The organism is Salinivibrio sharmensis (genome assembly GCF_001995985.1).
Taxonomy (GTDB): Bacteria; Pseudomonadota; Gammaproteobacteria; order Enterobacterales; family Vibrionaceae; genus Salinivibrio; species Salinivibrio sharmensis.
This window is the reverse complement of record NZ_MUFC01000002.1, coordinates 50526-73490: the sequence shown is the minus strand read 5'-3', so window position 1 is coordinate 73490 and position 22965 is coordinate 50526. Positions and strand designations below refer to the sequence as shown.

Here is a 22965-nt window from a genome sequence, read left to right as displayed (position 1 = left end):
GTTATACCGCGGCTTTAATAATCACATCATCCGCTTTTTTGGTGTAGGCATCCATTTGATGGAAGTTGAGGTAGCGATAGGTATCGCTGGCGGTCGCATTGATTTGCTCCGCGTACTCAAGATACTCCTCTTTGGTCGGAATACGCCCAAGGATCGCGCCGACAGCAGACAACTCCGCTGACGCGAGATAGACATTCGCGCCCGTGCCAAGTCGATTGGGGAAGTTACGCGTCGACGTTGACAGAACAGTGGATTTTTCTGCCACTCGTGCTTGGTTACCCATACACAATGAGCATCCTGGCGTTTCGATACGCACCCCTGCCCGACCATAAATGCCGTAGTAACCTTCGGCGGTGAGCTGATCTCGGTCCATCTTCGTCGGTGGTGCTACCCACATACGGGTAGATAAACTCCCTCCGAACTTGTCCAACAGTTTACCCGCCGCGCGGAAGTGGCCAATGTTGGTCATACAGCTGCCGATAAAGACTTCATCAACACTGTCACCTGCCACATCTGACAAGCTACGTGCATCATCTGGATCATTCGGCGCGCACAGAATCGGCTCTTTGATGTCAGCCAGATCGATTTCAAGCACATGCGCATACTCGGCATCTTTATCTGCTTCCATCAAACTTGGGTTTTCCAGCCACTGTTGCATCGCTTGGATGCGACGCTCGATGGTACGGCGATCGCCATAGCCCTCAGAGATCATCCATTTCAGCATCACAATGTTAGACTCTAAATATTCAGCCACAGAGTCTTGCGATAACTTAACGGTACAGCCAGCCGCTGAACGCTCCGCTGACGCATCTGATAGCTCAAACGCCTGCTCAACCGTGAGGTGTTCAACCCCTTCAATTTCCAAAATGCGACCGGAGAATTCGTTAATTTTGCCCGACTTCTCCACCGTGAGCAGTCCTTTTTGAATGCCAAAGTAAGGGATTGCATGCACCAGGTCGCGCAATGTGACGCCAGGTTGCATCTCACCTTTAAAGCGTACCAGCACTGACTCGGGCATATCTAAAGGCATCACCCCAGTTGCCGCTGCAAAAGCCACTAGGCCCGAGCCTGCCGGGAAAGAAATCCCCAGCGGGAAGCGGGTATGTGAATCCCCCCCCGTTCCCACGGTATCAGGCAGCAGCATACGGTTGAGCCATGAGTGAATCACGCCGTCACCGGGACGCAGCGCCACACCACCACGGTTCATAATAAAGTCTGGCAGCGTATGGTGGGTTTCCACATCCACCGGCTTTGGATAAGCCGAGGTGTGACAGAACGACTGCATAGTTAAATCAGCGGTAAAGCCAAGGCAGGCCAAGTCTTTCAGCTCATCGCGTGTCATGGGACCGGTAGTGTCTTGCGAGCCTACGGTGGTCATTTTGGGCTCACAATAGGTATTCGGGCGCACACCCTCAACGCCACACGCTTTACCCACCATTTTTTGCGCCAAGGTAAAGCCTTTATTGGAATCAGCGACCGGACGTGGGCGACGGAAAACCTCAGAAGGCTCAAGCCCCAAGCTTTCGCGGGCTTTGTCGGTCAGGCCTCGGCCAATGATTAATGGGATACGTCCGCCAGCACGCACTTCATCGTATAAGATGTCCGTTTTCAGCTGGAAGGTAGACAGGATCTCATCGGTGCCGTGCTTGCACACTTTGCCGTCGGCCGGATACAGGTCAATGACATCGCCCATGTTGAGTTTACTCACATCAAGCTCAATCGGCAGAGCGCCCGCATCTTCCATGGTATTAAAGAAAATCGGCGCGATTTTGCCACCTAAACAAAAACCACCTGAGCGCTTGTTAGGGACATTCGGAATATCGTGTCCCATAAACCACAACACCGAGTTGGTTGCCGATTTACGAGATGAGCCGGTGCCAACCACATCACCGACATAAACCAGTGGATGGCCTTTCTCTTCCAGCTTTTTCATTTGCTCGATTGGGCCAATCTCACCCGGTTTGTCCGGATGGATACCTTCACGCTCGTTTTTCAGCATGGCCAGCGCGTGCAAGGGGATATCAGGGCGTGACCACGCATCAGGCGCGGGTGACAAGTCATCGGTGTTGGTTTCACCCGAGACTTTGAACACCGTCAGGGTCACTTTTTCAGGGATTTGTGGTTTTTCCAGGTACCACTCAGCATTCGCCCACGACTCCATCACCTGCTTGGCGTAGGCATTGCCTGCTTTCATTTTGTCTTCAACGTCGTAAAACGCATCGAACATCAATAAGGTATGAGACAGCACTTTCGCCGCAATCGGCGCAAGCTTGTCATCATCAAGTAAGGTGATCAGCGGCTCAATGTTGTAGCCACCTTGCATGGTGCCAAGTAATTCAGTGGCACGCTCAGGGCTAATCAACGGAGACTGCGCTTCACCTTTTGCCAGTGCGGCAAGAAAGCCCGCTTTCACGTAAGCGGCTTCATCCACACCGGGTGGGATTCGGTTTTCCAGTAAGTAAACGAGGGTTTCTTCTTCGCCAGCGGGCGGGTTTTTCAGCAGTTCTATCAAACTGGCGGTTTGCTCAGCGTTAAGCGGTTTAGGCACAATACCCTGAGCGGCACGTTCTTCGACGTGTTTACGGTAGGCTTCAAGCACGACTATTTCCTCTTTTCTCGGTCAGACCGTGTGATCCAACATCCTTGGAAAGTGTTAGTACTCGTATCACGCTTATCCGGCGAAGTTTATTAAAATTTTCCAGCAAGACGAGGGTTCGAGCACGTAACCGCTGCGTGAGGATAGCATTTTTAACCTAAAATTAAAATCTACTCGTTTTATGAAACATAATACTTAGGTCTTAGTGGTGCTGTACGCTATCCTCCACCTCTGAGTACAGGTTACCCAGAGCCTATCGCGGTTGTGACTGATTCTACACCGCTTTTCGCCATATCGCAGTGATCCGACTACCATTACTTCATTCCACGATGAAGCACGGAGACCAGCAAACTTATACCGCATTATGTTGAAATCGCGAGGAGAGTGTCATTTTTATCAATAACCCTGATCAAAGGCTTCAATTTTATTGTTTCATGGTCGATAAAAAACCAATCATTCACACATTTTTGCTAACTTAGATGTTAGTGCCATAAACATCATCACATTTTTGTCACGCTAACCTATCGTCTGTTAATAGACCAAATAGAGAGAAGGGCATGAAGCTAAAGCAACTCACGATCAAACAAAAACTCGTGTTGGCATTTGTCTCAGCGGTGATCGCCTCCACCGCCATCATCAGTTATATGAGCTTGAGCCAAGCACGCGACATCATGGAAAAGCGCCTGTTAGAAAATGAGCTTCCTACCACCCTCACCCAGTTTAGAGATACCATTGATAGTGAGGTCAATCAGCTACAATCGGCCGCACGCCAGCTTGCTTCTAACCCGGTGATGCTGGATATCATCAACCAGGATATCTCCGCGGCCGAAGAGGCTCGAGTGGTCAAGCAACTAAATGTACTGCGTGAGCAATATGACCTTAATGATGCGTCTATCGCCAACCGCAATACCGGGCAGTACTGGAACCAAAACGGTTTTTTACGGGTGTTAACGCGTGAAAAAGACAGTTGGTTTTACAACTTTCTCGACAGTGGCAATGCCACCATGGCCCAGGTTTTCCAAGAAGAAAACGGCGAACTCAAGTTATTTGTCAACTTCCAGCAGCTTAACGGTAAAGGATTGGCCGGTTTCTCACGCTCGCTGGAGGACATGACCCGCTTTTTGAATCAGTTTAAAATTGAACAGTCTGGTTTTGTCTTCTTGGTCAACGCTGACGGTCTAGTGCAACTGCACCGCGACACCAATCTGATGGGCGAGCAAACCTTAAGCGATATCTATGGTGGGCAAGCGCGCAGCTTGCTACAAAAAGGCGATTTTAACCTGCTCGACACCAGCATTAATGGTGAAGAAGTACTGCTGGCATCCAGTTATGTTCCCTCCATGGATTGGTTTGTTATTGCAGATGTCCCTGCCGAAGAAGTCTATGCCCCCCTCAATGAAACACGTAATCAAATCTTGTTGGTATCGGTCGTCGTAGGCCTCATCTTTATCGTCGTTGCCGTCTGGCTCGCTGCGACCATTACTAAACCAATCCAATATGTCGCCAATGTGTTCCGTGAGATCGGTGAAGGTGAAGGGGATTTACGCCAGCGCGTGGATATCAACAGCCAAGACGAAATTGGCCAGTTGGCTTCTGGCTTTAATAGCTTTGTTGAGAAAATTCACCGCTTGGTGTCAGACGTTGCCCGTACCGGTGGCGAGTTACGTAGTGCGGCCGAGCAAGTCTCTTCACAAGCCGGCGCCACCCAATCGCAAAGCGAGTATCAGCGGGATCGTACGGTGCAAGTGGTTACCGCCATCAATGAAATGGGGGCGACCGTTAATGAGATTGCAGGCAATGCCGCCAGTGCTGCCAGTGCCGCCAACCAAGCCTCTGATGATGCAGCAAGCGGCCAAGGCGTGGTCACCCAGGCACGAGATACTATCGCTCGTCTGGCTGATGACATGGAGAATATGTCAAAAGTGATCAGCGCCCTGGCTGAAAACACCGATTCAATTGGTGGTATTTTGGATGTGATCCGCGGCATCTCCGAGCAAACCAACTTGCTGGCGCTGAACGCGGCAATTGAAGCGGCTCGAGCTGGCGAGCAAGGACGCGGCTTTGCGGTTGTTGCCGATGAGGTCCGTAACCTGGCTAGCCGCACGTCAGATTCAACCGATGAAATACAAACCATGATCGACCGTCTCCAGACAGAAGCGCACAATGCGGTTCAAGCCATGGAGCAAAGCCGCACCATGACCGCCGAAGGGGTCAATGCTTCCGATGAGGCGTCACAATCGCTCAATGCAATCAACGAGCAAATTGTGCAAATCTCGGACATGAACACCCAGGTGGCCACCGCGACTGAAGAGCAGTCCACCGTGGTTAACGATATTAACCAAAATATCGAAGAGATTAACCAAAGCTCACAGCAAACCGCTGATACTGCCAACACCATGGCAGAAGCCAGTGAGTCACTGCGCGATCTTTCCAAACGCCTTGATACCTTGGTAGGGAGCTTTAAGCTCTAAACCATTGCGATTCTACCTACTGACGCACGAAGCGGGCCTTGGCCCGCTTTTTTCACGATCACGCGGGTTCACAGATACAAAAAAAGCCCCGCATGGCGGGGCTGAGTCAGAAAAATCTAAACACTTGGTTTATTTCTTTTTCTTCGCTTTCGGGTTAGGCATATCTGTGATTGAGCCTTCAAACACTTCTGCAGCCAAACCAACCGATTCGTGCAAGGTTGGGTGAGCGTGAACGGTTAGCGCGACATCTTCGGCGTCACAACCCATTTCGATGGCAAGACCGATTTCACCCAGTAATTCGCCGCCGTTGGTACCCACGACGGCACCACCGATCACACGGTGGGTGTCTTTATCGAAGATCATCTTAGTCATGCCGTCTGAACAGTCAGATGCAATCGCACGACCTGAAGCCGCCCATGGGAAGGTCGCCACTTCGTAGTTAATGCCTTCTTCTTTACACTCTTTCTCGGTTTTACCGACCCAAGCCACTTCTGGCTCAGTGTACGCAATCGATGGGATCACTTTTGGATCGAAGTAATGCTTCTTACCTGAGATAACCTCTGCCGCCACATGGCCTTCATGTACACCTTTATGCGCCAGCATAGGCTGACCCACGATGTCACCGATCGCATAGATATGCGGCACGTTAGTACGCATTTGCTTATCAACATTGATAAAGCCACGATCGTCAACTTCAACCCCCGCTTGGCCCGCATCAAGCAGCTTGCCATTCGGGCTACGGCCGATGGCAACCAAGACAGCGTCATAGCGAACAGGCTCTGCTGGGGCTTTCTTGCCTTCCATGGTGACGTAGATGCCGTCTTCTTTGGCTTCTACCGCGGTCACCTTGGTTTCCAGCATGAGGTTCATCTTCTTGCTGATGCGCTTAGTAAAGACTTTGATAACGTCTTTATCTGCCGCAGGGATCACCTGATCGCACATTTCGACCACATCAACCTGTGAGCCGAGTGCGTGGTATACGGTTCCCATTTCTAGGCCGATGATACCGCCACCCATTAATAGCATCTTCTCGGGTACTTCTTTGAGCTCTAGGGCGTCGGTGGAGTCCCAAATGCGTGGGTCATCATGCGGGATAAATGGCAGCTCGATAGGACGAGAGCCGGCCGCGATGATGGCGTTATCAAAATTAATGGTGGTGCTTTCTTCCCCTTCGACTAACAGGGTGTTAGCGCCAGTGAAACGGCCTGTACCATTGACCACTGTCACTTTACGCTGCTTAGCCATACCGCCTAAGCCGCCAGTCAGTTGACCAATGACCTTATCTTTCCAAGAGCGGATCTTGTCGATATCGGTTTGTGGTTCGCCAAATACCACGCCGTGCTCGGCCATGGCTTTGGCTTCTTCAATTACTTTGGCAACGTGAAGTAGGGCTTTAGATGGAATACAGCCGACGTTTAGACACACACCGCCAAGGTTGTTGTAACGTTCAACCAATACGGTTTCCAAACCTAGGTCGGCACAGCGGAAAGCGGCGGAGTATCCAGCAGGACCAGCGCCAAGGACGACGACTTGCGCTTTGATTTCTTTACTCATTCTGACCTCGTTATAGTCTTATTCCCTGACAGGCTAAGAGCGGTAATTTTTTATTGTTGTGGGTATCTGGGAGCCACAGTTTACAGCCATGTTAATGGGCTGAAAAATAAAAACCCATAGCCTGTGAGCTGCACAACAATTCCCGACCGGCCTTTAACCGGCCAGTCGGGTTGTTGGTATTGCGATTAGAGTACCAAACGGCGAATATCAGACAGTAAGCCGTTGAGGTAGCTAATAAAGCGCGCGCCCTCGGCACCGTCAATCACACGGTGGTCGTAAGATAATGACAGCGGCAGCATCAGGCGAGGTTCAAAGTCCTTACCGTTCCATACTGGCTTCATTTCTGACTTAGACACACCCAAGATAGACACTTCTGGTGCATTAACGATTGGCGTAAATGCCGTACCGCCGAGGCCACCTAGGCTAGAGATGGTAAAGCAACCACCTTGCATATCTGACGCCGTCAGCTTACCGGCACGGGCTTTCTTCGATACCACCATCAGCTCTTCAGACAGCTCGTGAATGCCTTTCTTGTTGACGTCTTTAAAGACAGGCACGACCAGACCATTTGGTGTGTCAACCGCGATACCGATGTTGACATACTTCTTCATGATCAGGCTTTCACCGTCTTCAGACAGTGACGCGTTGAATGAAGGGAAAGCTTCCAGCGCTTTAGCAGCCGCTTTCATGATGAACACCAATGGGGTGATCTTCATGCCTGACTCTTTCTTCTTCTCGATCGCGTTTTGCTCTTTACGGAACGCTTCAACTTCAGTGATATCGGCGTTATCCCACTGGGTCACATGCGGGATCATCACCCAGTTACGTGCCAGGTTCGCACCCGAGATCTTCTTGATGCGAGACAGTGGTTTCACTTCGGTTTCACCGAATTTGCTGAAGTCCACTTTCGGCCAAGGGAGCAGGCCAAGTGCACTGCCGTCGCCTGAGCCAGACGCCGCGCCAGATTCAAGACGCTTAAGTGCCTCTTTCACATAGCCTTGCACGTCTTCTTTCAGTACACGTCCTTTACGACCGGTACCTTTGACTTTCGCCAAGTTAACACCGAACTCACGCGCAAGACGACGAACAACAGGTGACGCGTGGGCGTACTCTTTGTTTTCGACAAACTCGTCGTTACCGGCGTCAGCTTTAGCCGCTGATGGGGCTTCCGCCTTTGGTGCTGGCGCAGGCGCAGATTTTTCCTCTGCAGCAGGCGCAGCAGCCGGCGCTGGTGCGGCAGGTGCGCTACCCGCCACCTCGAACACCATGATGTGCGAGCCAGTAGACACTTTGTCGCCTGCGGCGATTTTGATTTCTTTGACCGTACCTGCAAACGGTGCCGGCACTTCCATTGACGCTTTGTCGCCTTCAACGGTGATCAGTGACTGCTCTTCTTCAACCGTGTCGCCCACAGCGACCATGATGTCCGTCACTTCGACTTCATCACCGCCAATGTCAGGAACGTTTACGTCTTTGTTTTCCGACGCGGCTGGGGCCGCAGGTGCAGCTTGTGCCGGCGCTTCAGCAGGTGCACTGCTGCCGACTTCAAACATCATGATAAGTGAGCCGGTTGATACCTTGTCACCTGAAGCAATTTTGATCTCTTTTACGGTACCCGCAAACGGTGCTGGCACTTCCATTGAGGCTTTATCGCCTTCAACGGTGATCAATGATTGCTCTTCGTCGACGCTATCGCCTACCGCCACCATGATCTCGGTCACTTCGACTTCATCGCCGCCGATATCCGGCACGTGCACTTCTTTAACTTCTGATGCGGCTGCAGGGGCAGCCGCTGGTGCCGCCTCTTGCGCTGGCGCGCTTTGTGCGGCGCTTTCCGCTTCAAAGATCATCATCAAAGAGCCGGTGGTGACTTTGTCACCCTCGGCAATTTTAATTTCCTTGACCACACCCGCTTGTGATGCAGGGACTTCCATGGATGCTTTATCACCTTCAACGGTGATTAACGACTGCTCTTCTTCAACCTTGTCACCCACGCTGACAAGGATCTCAGTCACTTCTACTTCATCCGCACCGATGTCAGGTACATTAATCTCGATTGACATTATTTCAGCCTCTTACGCGAACAGCGGGTTTACTTTGTTGGTATCGATGTCGAACTTCTTAATCGCTTCTGCGACCAGTTTCTTATCAACATCGCCACGCTTAGCCAGCTCATTAAGTGCTGCAACAACCACATAGCCTGCGTTCACTTCGAAGTGACGACGTAGGTTTTCGCGGCTGTCAGAGCGACCAAAGCCGTCAGTGCCCAGCACTTTGTAAGATTCAGCTGGGACAAACGCACGAACTTGGTCAGCGTAGTTCTTCATGTAGTCAGTAGCAGCAATCGCTGGCTCTGTGCCCATTACAGTTTGAATGTAAGGAACTTGTGCCTCTGCATCTGGGTTCAACATGTTGAAGCGATCGACATCTTGGCCGTCACGTGCGAGTTCGTTGAACGAGGTCACGCTGTAGACGTCAGACGCCACACCGTACTCATCGCTAAGCAGTTTCGCCGCTTTGCGCACTTCCGTCATGATCGTGCCTGAGCCCATTAGCTGGACTTTCGCTTTGTCGCCCGTGTAGGTTTCTAGCTTGTAGATACCTTTACGGATACCTTCTTCCGCGCCCTCAGGCATCGCTGGCTGATGATAGTTTTCGTTCATCAGCGTCAGGTAGTAATAGATATTTTCTTGGTCAGGACCGTACATTCGACGGATACCGTCTTGCATGATCACCGCGACTTCGTACGCGAAGGTTGGGTCGTAAGAAACACAGTTAGGTACCGTGCTTGCCAGGATATGGCTGTGACCGTCTTCGTGTTGCAGACCTTCACCGTTAAGCGTTGTACGACCGGCAGTTGCCCCCAATAGGAAACCACGCGCTTGTTGGTCACCTGCCATCCACGCCATGTCGCCAACACGTTGGAAGCCGAACATTGAGTAGTAGATGTAGAATGGGATCATTGGTAGATCATTGGTGCTGTAAGAGGTCGCCGCGGCAACCCATGATGACATCGCACCGAGCTCGTTGATCCCTTCTTGCAGTACTTGGCCGCCTTGCTCTTCTTTGTAGTAAGACACCACACCGCGGTCTTCTGGGGTGTAAGTCTGACCGTGTGGGTTGTAGATACCTACTTGACGGAACAAGCCTTCCATACCAAAGGTACGCGCTTCGTCGGCAATGATTGGCACAATGTTTTTGCCAATGCTTTTGTCTTTAAGCAATACATTCAAAGAGCGTACAAAGGCCATGGTGGTAGAGATATCGCGCTTCTGCTCAGACAGCAGGGCTGAGAAATCGTCCAGTTTTGGCAGTGTCAGTTCTTGAGTGAATTTAGGCAGACGCTGTGGGGTATAACCGTGTAGCGCTTTACGGCGCGCGTGCAGGTATTCGTACTCGGCAGAGCCTTCTTCCAACTTCAGGTACGTCAGATTTTGTACATCGTCGTCAGACAACAAGTCTTGCAGGCCAAGACGGTCGCGCATCGCGTGAACATGAGTCATGTCCATTTTCTTCACTTGGTGCGCGATGTTTTTACCTTCAGCCGCTTCACCCATGCCGTAACCTTTAACGGTTTTTGCCAGGATCACAGTTGGACGGTCGTTGCACTCTTGTGCGGCTTTAAACGCAGCAAACAGTTTTGATGGTTCATGACCACCACGCTTAAGCGCAAAGATCTCTTCGTCAGTCATGTCTGCAACCAAGGCTGCTGTTTCTGGGTACTTGCCGAAGAAGTGTTCGCGTACGTAAGCGCCATCTTTCGATTTGAACGTCTGGTAATCACCGTCGATGGTTTCATTCATCAACTGCAGTAATTTACCTGAGGTGTCTTTGGCCAGCAGCTTGTCCCAACCAGAGCCCCAAACCACTTTGATCACGTTCCAGCCAGCACCTTTAAATAGGCCTTCCAGCTCTTGAACGATTTTACCGTTACCCATTACAGGACCATCAAGGCGCTGCAGGTTACAGTTAATCAAGAAGCAAAGGTTATCCAGTTTTTCACGCGCCGCAAATGACAGCGCACCGCGTGACTCTGGCTCATCCATCTCACCGTCACCGAGGAACGCATAAACACGCTGCTCAGAGGTGTCTTTCAGGCCACGACCGTTGAGGTATTTGAGGAAACGCGCTTGATAGATAGACGCAATCGGACCCAGACCCATAGACACGGTTGGGAACTGCCAGAACTCAGGCATCAGTTTCGGGTGCGGATAAGACGATACACCTTTACCATCCACTTCCTGACGGAAGTTGTCGAGCTGTTCTTCGCTCAAGCGGCCTTCAACAAAGGCACGGGCATAGATACCTGGAGAAATATGACCTTGATAATACACCAAGTCGCCACCGTCTTTCTCGTTAGGCGCACGGAAGAAGTGGTTAAAGCAGGTCTCATAAAATGCCGCCGAAGACTGGAATGATGCCATGTGGCCACCCAGCTCTAAATCTTTCTTGGACGCACGCAACACGATCATGATTGCGTTCCAACGAATGATAGAACGGATACGGCGTTCCAGATTCACATCACCTGGGTAAGCAGGCTCTTGATCAGCAGGAATGGTATTTACATAGTTGGTGGTCACGCCCGTTGGCATGTCAACACCGTCTAAACGTGCTTGCTCTAATACTTGCTCCAGAAGGAACTGGGCACGTTCTACACCTTCTTCACGAACGACTGACTCAAGAGCTTGCAACCACTCTTGTGTTTCAAGTGCGTCCACGTCATGTTTCATGACTTCAGACATGGCGATCTATCCTTTCGTTGATTGACTCGTACAAAACAAACGTTGTCGCAGCTGCAGTGCCCTTCGCGTTTTTATGGGTGCGAATAAGGCTACTCCAACTCGTCCTTGCGTTGTTGAATTCGACGTAGAGACCGTTCGCGACGGCTTTCTTCTCGGCCAAGATCCAACAGAGTTTCCTCAATGTAAGCCAAGTGTGCATGCGATGCTTGTCGGGCTTTTTCTGGCTCGCCAGCGGTAATCGCATCCATTATCTCAGCTCTGTGTCGGCTGACGTTTTCCACCGTCTCTTGACGGCGATAAAGTAGCTCAAAATTTTGCAAAATATTCTGTTCCAGTAACGGTGCGAGACTGCGCATGATGTGAAGTAACACCACATTATGCGCCGCTTCCGTTACGGCAACGAGATACTGCATCACAGCCGATGCTTCTGCCTCTAAGTCCCCATTTTGCTGCGCTTGGCGAATAGCGTCGTGACAGTCTTCAATGCGAGAGAAATCCTCTTCTGTGCCCCGTAGTGCAGCAAAATAAGAAGAAATCCCCTCCAAGGCATGTCGTGACTCCAGTAAGTCAAGCTGGGTTTCTGGATGATCCGCCAATAACTCTAGCAGTGGCTCAGAGAAGCGTTGCCAAAGGCGTTCACTGACAAAGGTGCCGCCACCTTGCTTGCGCGTCAGTAGCTTTTTGACTTCAAGCCGTTGAATCGCTTCGCGCACTGACGGGCGAGACACATCAAATTGCGTCGCTAACTCTCGTTCAGGCGGTAACTTCTGGCCTGGAGACAAGGTCCCTTCCAGAATTAAGCCTTCGAGCTCTTTTTCAATTACATCTGAGAGTTTAGGTTGACGAATTCGCTGATATGCCATTGTATTTATTGACCATCCACACCTTAAGCTTGGCGCTTAGTTGCAGAAACTGACTGATTGTAAATTGGTAAGACCAATTACTTTATTGATCCCTAAAGTTACCAGACAGCGGGTATTCTGTCCACCTGAACTTTGATTGACATCATGGAAACCTGTGTATTTTTAGCCTGACAGCCACGAATACTCCGCCCCTCAAAATTGGTCAGACCATTTAAATCAGTCAACGCAATAGGCATTTAAATCAGTGCGTGTAACTTTTTCCAGTCAAACGCCACACCCGGATCCGTTTTTCGTCCTGGGGCAATATGTTGGTGTCCTGTGATTCGATCACGGGTAATGGCTGGGTAGTACTGCATCAGCGTCTGCGTGATCGCCGCTAACGATTGGTACTGCTGATCGGTGTATGGATGTGTGTCTGTGCCCTCTAGCTCAATACCGATAGAAAAATCGTTACATTGCTGCCGACCGTCAAAACACGAAGCGCCAGCATGCCATGCACGCGCACTGAATGGTACAAACTGGATCACACTTCCATCTCGTCGGATCAGTAGATGAGCAGAGACGCGAAGATCGGCGATCTCGGCAAAATAAGGGTGTGCATCTGGGTCAAGGTGCCCCTGAAAAAACTGCTCAATATAGGGGCCGTCGAACTGGCCGGGCGGCAGGCTGATGTTGTGGATCACCAGCAAGGAGATATCGTTGCTATCCGGACGTCGGTTATGATGAGGAGACAGGCAAGCGCGTGCGCCTACCAACCAATGATTGTCAATCTGTGAAAAAGACATACCCGATCCGCTTGAGCAAAATCGCTACTTTATCTGGTCAGTCGGAAGATTGGAATACAAGCAACAACGCGCTGTCGGATGGGTTTTGGCGTAATACATGGCGGCATCGGCTTGATTCATCATCTGCTGTAGCTCGAGTCCATCGGTTGGGAAGCAACTTACCCCAATACTGATCGCCAGGGAAAGCGAGGCATCTGATGTCTGTATCGGCGCATGCATTTCATCTTGAATACGTGTGATCACTTCATTCAACGCCGATTTATCCGCTAATAAATCTAGCCAGACAATAAACTCATCCCCCCCCAAGCGGCCAACCAAATCAGAGCGGCGCACGGATTGCTTTAGGCGCTGACTGACCACCTTGAGCAGTTCATCACCGACACCATGCCCATAGGTGTCATTCACTTGCTTAAAGTTGTTCACATCAATAAACAGTAATGCGGCATTAGTTTGCGCGCGGTTGGCGCGCATCAACGCCACATCGACATGCGATTCGAACGCGCGCCGGTTGAACAAACCGGTCAACTCGTCGTGTTCGGCAAGGAACTTAAGTTGATGCTGCTGTTCACGAAGCTGTTGGGTTTGCCGTGCGACTTCTTCACTCAACTGTTTTTTGTCCACCATGGTATGGCTCAACGCATGCTTCATCTCATTGACATGATCAGCCAATTCAGTCAGCTCATCTTTATCAGTCAAAGTTAACTCAGTGGTTAAATCACCTTGCTTTATTTGTGTAATCGTCGAATGCAATGCTTTTAGACGGTGCGTTAACCGCCGCCGCAAGCTGGTCACAAACATAGTTACTAACAAGGCTAACACCACCAGTACGCCGCCATGTACCACCAGCAGGGTTTTCTGTTGCTGCCCCGACTGGTGCATGACTTGCTGACGCACCGAAAAAGCGGTTTCACTCATCGCCTGCAGCAACACATTAAAACGCGAAAACAGCATCAAACGCCTGTCATCCACAGAGGGAGCATCATCTAATTGCTCGGCGGTAATTCCCAATAAGCGGTCAATGCTGTTTGCCGCGAGTCGAATCGACTGCGCGGACTGCGGCGGTAACACCTCTTCGCCACTGCTTAACTGCGCCCGCAATGCGTTGGTGGATTGATGCACATCTTGGCGCGTTTGCGTGCTGGGGTATTGGCGATATAACCATAGACGGCCTCGCAGACTATCAATCTGCGAATGCACCGCCACGATGCTGTCTAACCGTGCTTGGATTTGATTTTGCTTGTAAAAAAGCTCCACCGTAATTAACAGCGTAACAAAGGTGAGCGCCGTACAGGCATAGACAACAATACTAAGCTGCTGACCGATCTTCATTCTAATAAACTCACTTTTTGCGTGGCCTCAACCAAGGGACCTGGGTTGAGTATATGGCGGAATGACGGTGTGTTCCCTTCAACTAAACCCGCCTCTTGTGCCCATCTCGCTTGGTTTTTTAACCGCAGCAATAATGAATCATTCAATGAAAGCCGGAATAAGTAATCTTGCCAAAGCCAGCTGAGTTTATCGTCTGATATGTCAAGATACGCGGAGACCTGTGCCTTAGCCCGTTCTGGGTGCTGATGAATAAAGCTCACCGCATCGTCTAAGGCACTGACAACCCGTTGCATGTCCTGGTGTTGCTTGTTGACTAACAAGCGGTCACTGACTAACAGAAACGAAAGGCTGTGCAAGCCTTTACTGTCAAGCGACCGCACCGGCTGGTTGGACTGCTTGAGTAGCTGATAACCATAGGGCTCCCATATGGCTATCGTATCCACTTCCTCGTCGAGAAGCGCCTTGGGCAGTGCTTCGGGAGGATAGTCAACTTTTTCCACCCACTCTCTCGGAATGTCGTGCAATTGCAGCAAGGAGTCAAAGAAATACTCACTGGCACTCGACGCAACAATGCCCACGCGTGCATTGTCGAGCGCGTGCGCCAACGAGCCGCTAATCTCACGGTCAATAGACCAGAGCTTTACGTCATTATCTGACTCGACAAAGCTGGTGAGCACATTAAAATCATCACGTTCAAAACTGTTGAACATCACCACCGTCTCTGAGGTAGTCGCTAAATCCGCTTCTCCCGCTGCCAATGTTTGAAAACTCTTCACCCCGCCGTGAACAGGCTTAAGCGTCATATCGATACCATGATTTTTAAATAATCCCTGTTCTTTGGCCACAATAATCGGGGCCGATAAAGGGGTGAGTGATACCGCAATCGTCAGGGGAGATAATGGCGCAGACGCCGGAAGCCGTAATTGCTGCCAGGCGCGATACCCCACCAGCGCAATCACCACCATTGCCAACAGAGCCAATCCTCGCTTCATGGCACCACCTCTCTCACTCTCTCTGGTTAAAGTGTAGACAACTTTGACTACAAATTATGAATAAAAAACTAGACGGGAAAGGGAAACAGGAGAGAAAAGCTGCATTTCGTCATCACCAGCGTTATCATTCGACCACTTTTTTGATGACCGCGGTAAGCCATGATGACATCGACCCCTTTTCATGCTGTCCATGACAGCGAGAGCCGCCTGGCGTATCTGACCTCTCACCTCAATGCCGACGTGACCCGCGCGGTGGCCGACGCACTGCGAGAAGATTTGGGTGGCGACATCGACGCCAGCAAAGACATCACCGCTAGCCTGATCCCGGCAGACTCGGTGTCCACAGCGACACTGATCACCCGTGAAGATGGCATTTTTTGCGGCCGAGCCTTTGCGGATGAAGTGTTTCGTCAGCTCGGTGGCGACGTCACCTTGACGTGGCATGTTGCCGATGGTGATACCATCACTGCCAACCAATCGCTTTGTACCTTACAGGGGCCCTCGCGTGTTTTGTTGACTGGCGAGCGCAATGCGATGAATTTTATTCAAACCCTCTCCGGCTGTGCCAGTAAGGTAGCGACCTATGTCGCTGCGCTCCAAGGTACCCACACTAAATTGCTCGATACGCGTAAGACCATTCCGGGGCTGCGTAGTGCGCTGAAGTACGCCGTTGCCTGCGGTGGCGGTCATAATCATCGTATTGGTGTGTTTGATGCGTATTTGATCAAAGAAAACCATATTCTTGCCTGTGGCGGGATAGAGAACGCCGTCAAAGCAGCGCGCCGGCTTAATCCTGATAAACCGGTAGAAGTAGAAACCGAAACCCTGGATGAACTCAAACAAGCCATCGGCGCTGGGGCCGATATTGTGATGCTGGATAACTTTAGTGTGCCGATGATGCGTGAAGCGGTGGCCTTAAACCAAAATAAAGTGGCGTTGGAAGTCTCGGGAAACGTCACGCTTGAAACGTTGGCAGAATACGCCGCCACCGGAGTGGATTATATTTCCGTGGGCGCGCTTACCAAGCACGTGACTGCGCTCGATTTATCCATGCGTTTTCAATAATACGTACGCTCACTCAGGTTCGACCAGGCCGCCCGCGATGGGCGGCCTTTTTATCGCTCTTTTGTGGCAAAAAATTTGTGGTGAGTCGAACACTACATTAGAAAAAAATACTGTTACATCCAGCTTTTACCCTTCAGTCTCAAACTCATCTCTCCCCTCTTTTTTGCGTCACATTCACCAGCGTAAAGTCGCTGCACTCGCGCCACCGCGTTGGCGGCCGACCATCATTGAGAGGAGAGAAATAGGATGCAAAAGCAACAAGGGTTTAGTTTGATTGAGTTACTGATCGTCGTCGGCATTATCGCAGCCCTGTCTGCCATCGCCGTCCCCGCTTATGTCAATAAACAAAAAATTGCCGAATTTAACTCAGGGTTAGCATCAGGCCGTGCTCTCCTTACACGGCTAGATCTTTATTTGGATCAAAATAGTGGCGATTCATTGAGTAACTTTAAAACAGCCTTAGGTGACGCTAAGAACCTAGGCGAGCTGGCAACAGTCGAGGTCTCGGGACCTAAAGACGGTGAAGATGATAAAGGGACTGAGCTTACAGTCTCGTTTACTAAAAATAGCTCGATTAACGAAACAGTAATTACCTTTGAGAAAAACGAGCTTGCTTGGGTATGTAAATACACAACGAAAGAAACTTTCGAAGATGGTGATATTAAAGGATGTAAAAAAGCATAAGCAGCCAATGATCCCAACCGCTCCGTTGTATCAAGCCGGTTTATTGACTGATGCCCAGCGCGATATGCTGGGCATTGGCGACAATGCGTCGCTCAGCCTCGCGCATTTACTCGATGCTGGGGTTGACCCCTCCGCGCTCGCCAACACCCTCGCCAGTTTTCATCACCTGCCTTTTTCGGAAAGCCATCAGTACCCGTATAAAGACACCTGTTATGCCCTCGACCGGCGCGATTTGATTCAGCGTCATCAGGTGTTGCCGCTGGCCCAGCAAGGCCAAGAGCTACTGCTCGGCGTCAGTGACCCAGATAACACAGAGGCGGTCGCCGACTTTCGCTTTTCTACGGGGCTCAATGTCCGGTTAGTGGTGCTTAGTCAGCCAGATTTGGATGCCGCTTTGCGTCATTTATACGGTGCAGATATCGATGGCACCGGCGATGGCATGACCATCAGTGATCAGGACTTAGCGGCCCTAACCGTCACCGATAGCCCACAAGAAGACAGTGCCGAGTTACAAAGCGATCAGGCGCCCATCAGTCGTTACATTCAACAGATCTTGGTGGATGCGGTGCGCAAAAAAGCCTCCGACGTGCACTTCGAGCCCTTTGAGCATCACTACCAAATTCGCTTTCGCCAAGACGGTTTATTACACACCTATGCTCACCCTCCGGCAGGAGTCTCGCGGCGGCTGTCGACCCGACTCAAAATCTTAGCCCAACTCAATATTGCCGAACGACGCTTGCCACAGGATGGGCGCATTAAGTTGACCCTCACCGCCGATCACACTGTCGATATGCGCGTCTCCACCTTGCCAACCATTTGGGGCGAGAAAGTAGTCGTTCGTCTGCTAAATAATGGCCAGCAGCAATTGACGCTGAATGATTTAGGCTTAACTGAGTGGCAACGCCAGCACTACCAAGACGCATTGGATAGACCGCAAGGCATGATTTTATTTACCGGCCCGACGGGAAGCGGCAAAACCGTTTCTTTGTATAGTGGACTACGGTACCTCAATCAGCCTGAACGCAATATTGCCACCGTCGAAGATCCGGTCGAGATCCAGCTAGAAGGCATCAATCAAGTTAATGTTAATCCTAACATCGGTTTAGATTTCGCTACCGCACTCCGTGCATTTTTGCGCCAAGATCCCGATGTGGTGATGGTGGGGGAAATTCGCGATCTCGACACCGCTGAAATCGGGATCAAGGCCGCGCAAACCGGTCACCTAGTGTTATCGACGCTGCATACTAATTCTGCGGCCGAAAGTATCACCCGCTTGTCCCATATGGGTATTGCGCCCTACAACCTTGCCAGCTCTCTAACCTTGGTGGTGGCCCAACGTTTAGTCCGCCGTTTATGTCCGATGTGTAAACAACCGCATCCGGCTGATGATCCGCACCTTCAGCACTTAGCTAACCTCTATCCGACTTTAACCCCAAACACGTTGTACCAAGCACATCCTCACGGCTGCTATCAGTGTTATCAAGGCTATCAAGGTCGCACAGGGGTGTATGAGGTGCTTCCTGTGACCGAGACCATTGCCAGCGCCATTTACCGCAATGCCAGTGCCATCGAACTGACCCAACTGGCGACGGAGGAAGGGATGTGGCGATTGGCCGAATCCGGGATTGCCAAACTCAATCAAGGGATCACCAGCATCCAAGAGCTTACCCGCGTTATTCAGCTTGCCTAAGGAGTCTTTATGGCCAAATCTACCCTGTTTCTTTTTCATTGGCGCCAGGCCGTCGCCCGTGGTGAAAAAAAAGGGCAATTGTTCGCCTATACCGAGCGAGACGCACGCCAAGCGCTAGCGAGTCAATCCATTGTCCCCAGCCGCCTCATTCGCCGCCGGCTATCGAGTTTTCAGCAGCGCCGTCATAAAGCCAAAGCCGCGGATATCACCCAGTTTTCACGCGATCTCACCACCTTGCTTGAGTCTGGGATCCCTATCGTACAAGCCCTAAACCTCATCGCGCTCAATCAGGTCAAAGCCGAGATGCGCTTGCTAGTGCGTGATATCCGCCAGCAACTCGAGGCGGGTACCAATTTGAGCGATGCATTGGCGCACGCGAGTCCCCTATTTGATCGCTTTTATTGCGATTTGGTCGCAACGGGCGAACAAACCGGGCAACTGCCAGAGGTTTTTGCTCGCTTAACCCTGTACCGTGAAAAGCAGGCTTTACTTCGCAGTAAAGTGATTAAAGCCATGATCTATCCTAGCATCGTGGTCAGCGTGGCATTGGGCGTCAGTGCCTATCTGTTGGTGTTCGTGATCCCGAAGTTTAAACATATTTTTGACTCCTTCGGCGCCGAACTGCCTTGGCTCACCCAACAAGTGCTCGCCTTATCCGATATCGTCAGTCAGCACGCCTTAACCATCACGCTGATCGTGGCGGGTCTTGCTGCTGTGCACCAAGTGCTACAGCGTAAAAGTGCGACTTATCAACATCACTATCATCGCTGGCTACTCCGGCTCCCCGTCATGGGTGGCGTGATGAGCAAAGCCTGCATTGCCAAGTTTTCTCGCACCTTAGCCACCACCTTTAGTGCCGGTATTCCGTTACTCTCTGGCTTACAAGCCGCAACGAAATCCACGACCAACGCTTATTATGCCCACGCACTTAAGGCGATATATCAACATACGGCCACCGGTATTCCGCTTTACCAAGCGTTGCGTGACAGTGATAGCTTCCCCGTGACGATGACGCAGATGGTGATGATTGGTGAAGAGTCGGGGTCGCTCGATAATATGCTCAACCGCGTCGCACAAATCTATGAAGCCGAGGTCGATAACACCGTGGACAATCTCGGTAAAATTATCGAACCCCTGTTAATTTTACTGCTAGGGCTACTGATTGGGGGATTAGTAGTAGCCATGTATTTACCCATTTTCAATCTAATGTCTGTTCTTGGCTAGCCAAGATAGAGTCTGACAACGCAAGACGCTATGATGCGCACAAGGTTTATACCCAGAAGGTTCCATGTTGATACTCTCATCACCGTTATTCATTTTTTTTGCTGGCTTGTTTGGCCTGATTATCGGTAGCTTTTTAAATGTGGTCATCGCGCGCGTGCCCATCATGATGGAACGTCGTTGGCGGCAAGAATGCTTAGCCACCTTTCCCGATGCTGGTATTGACGCACCCGACGAGCAGCGTTTTGATTTGTGTCTCCCCGCATCTCACTGTCCGGCCTGCAAGCAAACCATTCGCTGGTATGACAATCTCCCGCTTTTCAGTTGGCTGGTTTTAAAAGGCCGCTGCCGTCATTGCCAACACGCCATCAGTAAACGTTATCCATTGGTGGAGCTGACCAGCGCGATGCTTTGCATGCTCCCCGCATGGCTTATTCCCTCATCAGCATGGGCCATCGCGGTGATGGGGGCCAGCCTGACTTTACTGGCGCTGACCCTCATTGATTGGGAAACCCTGTTGCTGCCCGACCAACTCACCTTACCCTTAATGTGGGCAGGGATAGGCCTCGCCCTCACCGGCATCAGTCCTGTCACCCTCAGCGAGAGTGTCATTGGCGCCATGGTTGGTTATGTGAGCCTCTGGAGCCTCTTCTGGGCATTCAAGCTCACCACCGGCAAAGAAGGTATGGGGTATGGAGACTTTAAGCTTTTTGCGGCTTTGGGGGCTTGGGTCGGTTGGCAAGCCTTACCGCTACTGATTTTAGTCGCCTCACTGAGTGGCGCCATCGTCGGAGCACTATTGCTGCGCCAACAACGAAAAAGTCTGCAACACGCATTTGCCTTCGGTCCCTTTATTGCCGTCGCAGGCTGGCTAAGTCTGCTTTGGGGCGATAGCCTGTTATACTGGTACCTTTCACAGATTTTGGGAGTGCGCTAATGGCCGTTGTGGTCGGGTTAACCGGAGGGATTGGTAGTGGAAAAACCACGGTTGCCAACCGTTTCGCCGCCAAGGGTATTGATATTATTGATGCCGATGTGATCGCCCGCGAGGTGGTTGCCCCCGGTAGTGACGGTCTGGCCGCGATTGTTGGGCGCTTTGGCACGCCGGCATTAACTCCAGATGGCAGCCTAGATCGTGCCTGGCTTCGTGAGCGGGTGTTTAGTCACCCAAACGATAAGCAATGGCTCGATAACCTGCTTCATCCCATGATCCGCCAGCGCATGATCCAAGCCTGTGCGCAAGCCAGTTCAGCGTATTGTTTGCTTGTGGTGCCCTTATTAGTAGAGAATAATCTGATGTCATTGGCGCAACGGGTGTTGGTCGTCGATGTGGACGAGCAAACACAAATCGCTCGCACGCTCGCGCGTGATCACGTCAGCGAACAACAAGTTCACGCGATTTTGGCCGCACAAGCCAGTCGCGCACAACGCCTCGCCGTCGCCGATGATGTGATTGATAATACACAAACCGAGGTGGAACTTGATCGACAAGTTGATGCCTTACATCACACGTATTTAACCTTGGCAACCCAGGCAAACGCCGACCCATAGTCGGACAGGACAGCTAAACGCTTATGACCAACCTCACTTTGTATGAACACCCACTCAATGAACAGGTGCGAATTTACTTGCGCCTGGAGTACCTGCTCGATCAACTGGACGAAGTGAGCGGGCTTTCCGCACCCTGCCACCATATCCAATTTTTCCGCAGCTTATTCGATTTGCTAGAAATCTTGGAGCAGGTGCAAGTGAAAGCAGATCTCGCCAAGGATTTGGACAAACTCAAGAAAAAACTCAAAGCATGGGCTGACGTGCCCCAAGTTGATCAAACACAGCTCAATCAGCTACTCGACCAACTTGGCGAGCATCAACGCGCAGTGTTACAAGCCAAACGCTTTGGCCAAGCGCTAAGAGAGGATCGCTTTCTAACCAGTATTAAGCAGCGCTTTTCTATTCCTGGTGGTAGCTGTAGCTTTGATCTACCCAATTTCCATTACTGGCTGCATCAACCGCTGGCCGCACGGCAAAGTGCGATTCAGGCCTGGATGGAAACCCTGGCACCATTACGCCACGCCTTGGCGTTCTGGCTGCAGCTCACACGTGAAAGTGCACACGGGGGAACCGCCACCGTCCAACAAGGCTTTTACCAGCAAGAGGCGGATGGAGCCTGCTTAATTCGGCTTAAGATATCCCCTGATCTTGGGGTCTACCCGTTAGTGTCTGGACACAAAAACCGCTTCGCGATCCGCTTTATGCCATTTGACGACGATCATGAGGTCGCCGACAATATGGCTGTTCATATCAGTGTTTGTTAAGGAGATCCACGTGAGTGATGCCCTTACCGTTGTCCAATGTCCAACATGCCAGCAGCCTGTGGTTTGGGGAGAGGTCAGCCCACATCGTCCATTTTGCAGCAAACGCTGTCAGTTGGTTGATTTGGGTGAATGGGCCAGTGAGGAAAAGGCCATCCCCGGCGCTCCTGACGTGTCGGATGATGACCTCTGGTCAGAAGAGCAGCACAACTGATCGCGCTGCCCTTCTCGATGTTCTCGCGCTCAGAACCGAGCGCGAATCTTCTCTAATACCGCATCGTTGGCCTCGGGGAACGGATAGTTATCCAATTCAGCAATGGGGGCCCATATCCCCTCTTGTCCCTCACAACCTGACGGCTCTCCATCAAAGTCACACACTAAGAAAAAATCCAAACTTAATGCTTTGTCGGGAAAGTCAAAGTCTAACGATATAAAGGGGCTGACCGCTTTTGCAGTAATCCCAACTTCTTCGTTTAATTCTCTCAACAATGCGCGTTGCGGGGTTTCACTCCCTTCAATTTTTCCGCCAGGAAACTCCCACTTTCCCCCTTGATGGGCGTGAGCATGACGGCGAGTGATAAAGACTTTGTCTTGTGTCGGATTAACAATAATGCCAGCGGCAATACTTACCCGTTTCATGGCCTCTCCTGATAATAAAAAA

18 protein-coding genes are annotated in these 22965 nt (G+C 51.1%); 9 read left to right on the top strand and 9 right to left on the bottom strand.

All coding sequences use genetic code 11. The features are described 5' to 3' along the window. Window position 1: 1 nt before the first annotated feature. Window positions 2-2599, bottom strand: coding sequence for a bifunctional aconitate hydratase 2/2-methylisocitrate dehydratase (gene acnB / locus BZG74_RS02375; protein WP_077578729.1), 2598 nt, complete (start codon window positions 2597-2599; stop codon window positions 2-4). A 554-nt stretch (window positions 2600-3153) separates the two neighbouring features. Here acnB and BZG74_RS02370 point away from each other — a divergent pair. Then, the gene (locus tag BZG74_RS02370; protein ID WP_077771177.1) at window positions 3154-5067 is read left to right on the top strand and encodes a methyl-accepting chemotaxis protein; all 1914 of its coding nucleotides are present in this window, start codon (window positions 3154-3156) and stop codon (window positions 5065-5067) included. A gap of 129 nt (window positions 5068-5196) precedes the next feature. Here the strand turns inward: BZG74_RS02370 and lpdA are convergent, their stop codons facing one another. The 7 genes from lpdA to BZG74_RS02335 all read right to left on the bottom strand — a co-directional run bounded on the left by lpdA (window position 5197) and on the right by BZG74_RS02335 (window position 15332). Continuing rightward, window positions 5197-6621 (bottom strand): dihydrolipoyl dehydrogenase, encoded by a 1425-nt coding sequence (gene lpdA, locus BZG74_RS02365; protein ID WP_046073988.1) that lies wholly within the window; start codon window positions 6619-6621, stop codon window positions 5197-5199. A gap of 185 nt (window positions 6622-6806) precedes the next feature. After that, entirely contained in the window at window positions 6807-8684 is a 1878-nt protein-coding gene (aceF, locus tag BZG74_RS02360; protein ID WP_077771176.1) for a pyruvate dehydrogenase complex dihydrolipoyllysine-residue acetyltransferase, read from the bottom strand. Window positions 8685-8696: 12 nt separating this feature from the next. After that, window positions 8697-11363 carry a pyruvate dehydrogenase (acetyl-transferring), homodimeric type gene (gene aceE / locus BZG74_RS02355; RefSeq protein ID WP_077771175.1) on the bottom strand — a complete coding sequence of 889 codons (2667 nt, stop codon included), beginning with the start codon at window positions 11361-11363 and terminating at the stop codon, window positions 8697-8699. A gap of 89 nt (window positions 11364-11452) precedes the next feature. Further along, complete coding sequence (gene pdhR, locus BZG74_RS02350; RefSeq protein ID WP_077771174.1) at window positions 11453-12226, bottom strand: pyruvate dehydrogenase complex transcriptional repressor PdhR; 774 nt, start codon at window positions 12224-12226, stop codon at window positions 11453-11455. Window positions 12227-12462: 236 nt separating this feature from the next. Continuing rightward, window positions 12463-13011: a 1,6-anhydro-N-acetylmuramyl-L-alanine amidase AmpD gene (gene ampD, locus BZG74_RS02345; RefSeq protein WP_077771173.1), complete on the bottom strand. Its 549-nt coding sequence runs from the start codon at window positions 13009-13011 to the stop codon at window positions 12463-12465. 24 nt (window positions 13012-13035) lie between these two features. Next, window positions 13036-14340, bottom strand: coding sequence for a sensor domain-containing diguanylate cyclase (locus BZG74_RS02340; protein ID WP_077771172.1), 1305 nt, complete (start codon window positions 14338-14340; stop codon window positions 13036-13038). Next, window positions 14337-15332, bottom strand: coding sequence for an ABC transporter substrate-binding protein (locus BZG74_RS02335; protein ID WP_077771171.1), 996 nt, complete (start codon window positions 15330-15332; stop codon window positions 14337-14339). The genes BZG74_RS02340 and BZG74_RS02335 overlap by 4 nt, the downstream gene beginning before the upstream one ends. Window positions 15333-15494: 162 nt before the next feature. Between BZG74_RS02335 and nadC the strand changes: the two genes are divergently transcribed. The 8 genes from nadC to yacG all read left to right on the top strand — a co-directional run bounded on the left by nadC (window position 15495) and on the right by yacG (window position 22518). Further along, entirely contained in the window at window positions 15495-16397 is a 903-nt protein-coding gene (gene nadC, locus BZG74_RS02330) for a carboxylating nicotinate-nucleotide diphosphorylase (RefSeq protein ID WP_077771365.1), read from the top strand. A 246-nt stretch (window positions 16398-16643) separates the two neighbouring features. Further along, entirely contained in the window at window positions 16644-17081 is a 438-nt protein-coding gene (locus BZG74_RS15925; protein WP_077771170.1) for a pilin, read from the top strand. Continuing rightward, on the top strand, window positions 17050-18771 hold the full coding sequence (pilB, locus tag BZG74_RS02320; protein ID WP_392397582.1) for a type IV-A pilus assembly ATPase PilB: 1722 nt from the start codon (window positions 17050-17052) through the stop codon (window positions 18769-18771). The genes BZG74_RS15925 and pilB overlap by 32 nt, the downstream gene beginning before the upstream one ends. A gap of 9 nt (window positions 18772-18780) precedes the next feature. Further along, the gene (locus tag BZG74_RS02315) at window positions 18781-19995 is read left to right on the top strand and encodes a type II secretion system F family protein (RefSeq protein ID WP_077771168.1); all 1215 of its coding nucleotides are present in this window, start codon (window positions 18781-18783) and stop codon (window positions 19993-19995) included. Window positions 19996-20059: 64 nt separating this feature from the next. Continuing rightward, the gene (locus BZG74_RS02310; RefSeq protein ID WP_077771167.1) at window positions 20060-20929 is read left to right on the top strand and encodes a prepilin peptidase; all 870 of its coding nucleotides are present in this window, start codon (window positions 20060-20062) and stop codon (window positions 20927-20929) included. After that, a complete protein-coding gene (gene coaE, locus BZG74_RS02305; RefSeq protein ID WP_077771166.1) occupies window positions 20929-21543 on the top strand; it encodes a dephospho-CoA kinase in 615 nt (204 codons plus the stop codon). The genes BZG74_RS02310 and coaE overlap by 1 nt, the downstream gene beginning before the upstream one ends. Before the next feature lie 23 nt (window positions 21544-21566). Then, window positions 21567-22307 carry a cell division protein ZapD gene (gene zapD / locus BZG74_RS02300; RefSeq protein ID WP_077771165.1) on the top strand — a complete coding sequence of 247 codons (741 nt, stop codon included), beginning with the start codon at window positions 21567-21569 and terminating at the stop codon, window positions 22305-22307. A gap of 10 nt (window positions 22308-22317) precedes the next feature. Next, a complete protein-coding gene (yacG, locus tag BZG74_RS02295; protein ID WP_201247346.1) occupies window positions 22318-22518 on the top strand; it encodes a DNA gyrase inhibitor YacG in 201 nt (66 codons plus the stop codon). A gap of 29 nt (window positions 22519-22547) precedes the next feature. Here the strand turns inward: yacG and mutT are convergent, their stop codons facing one another. Further along, window positions 22548-22943, bottom strand: a complete 396-nt coding sequence (gene mutT / locus BZG74_RS02290; protein ID WP_077771163.1) for an 8-oxo-dGTP diphosphatase MutT — start codon at window positions 22941-22943, stop codon at window positions 22548-22550. Window positions 22944-22965: the final 22 nt, after the last annotated feature.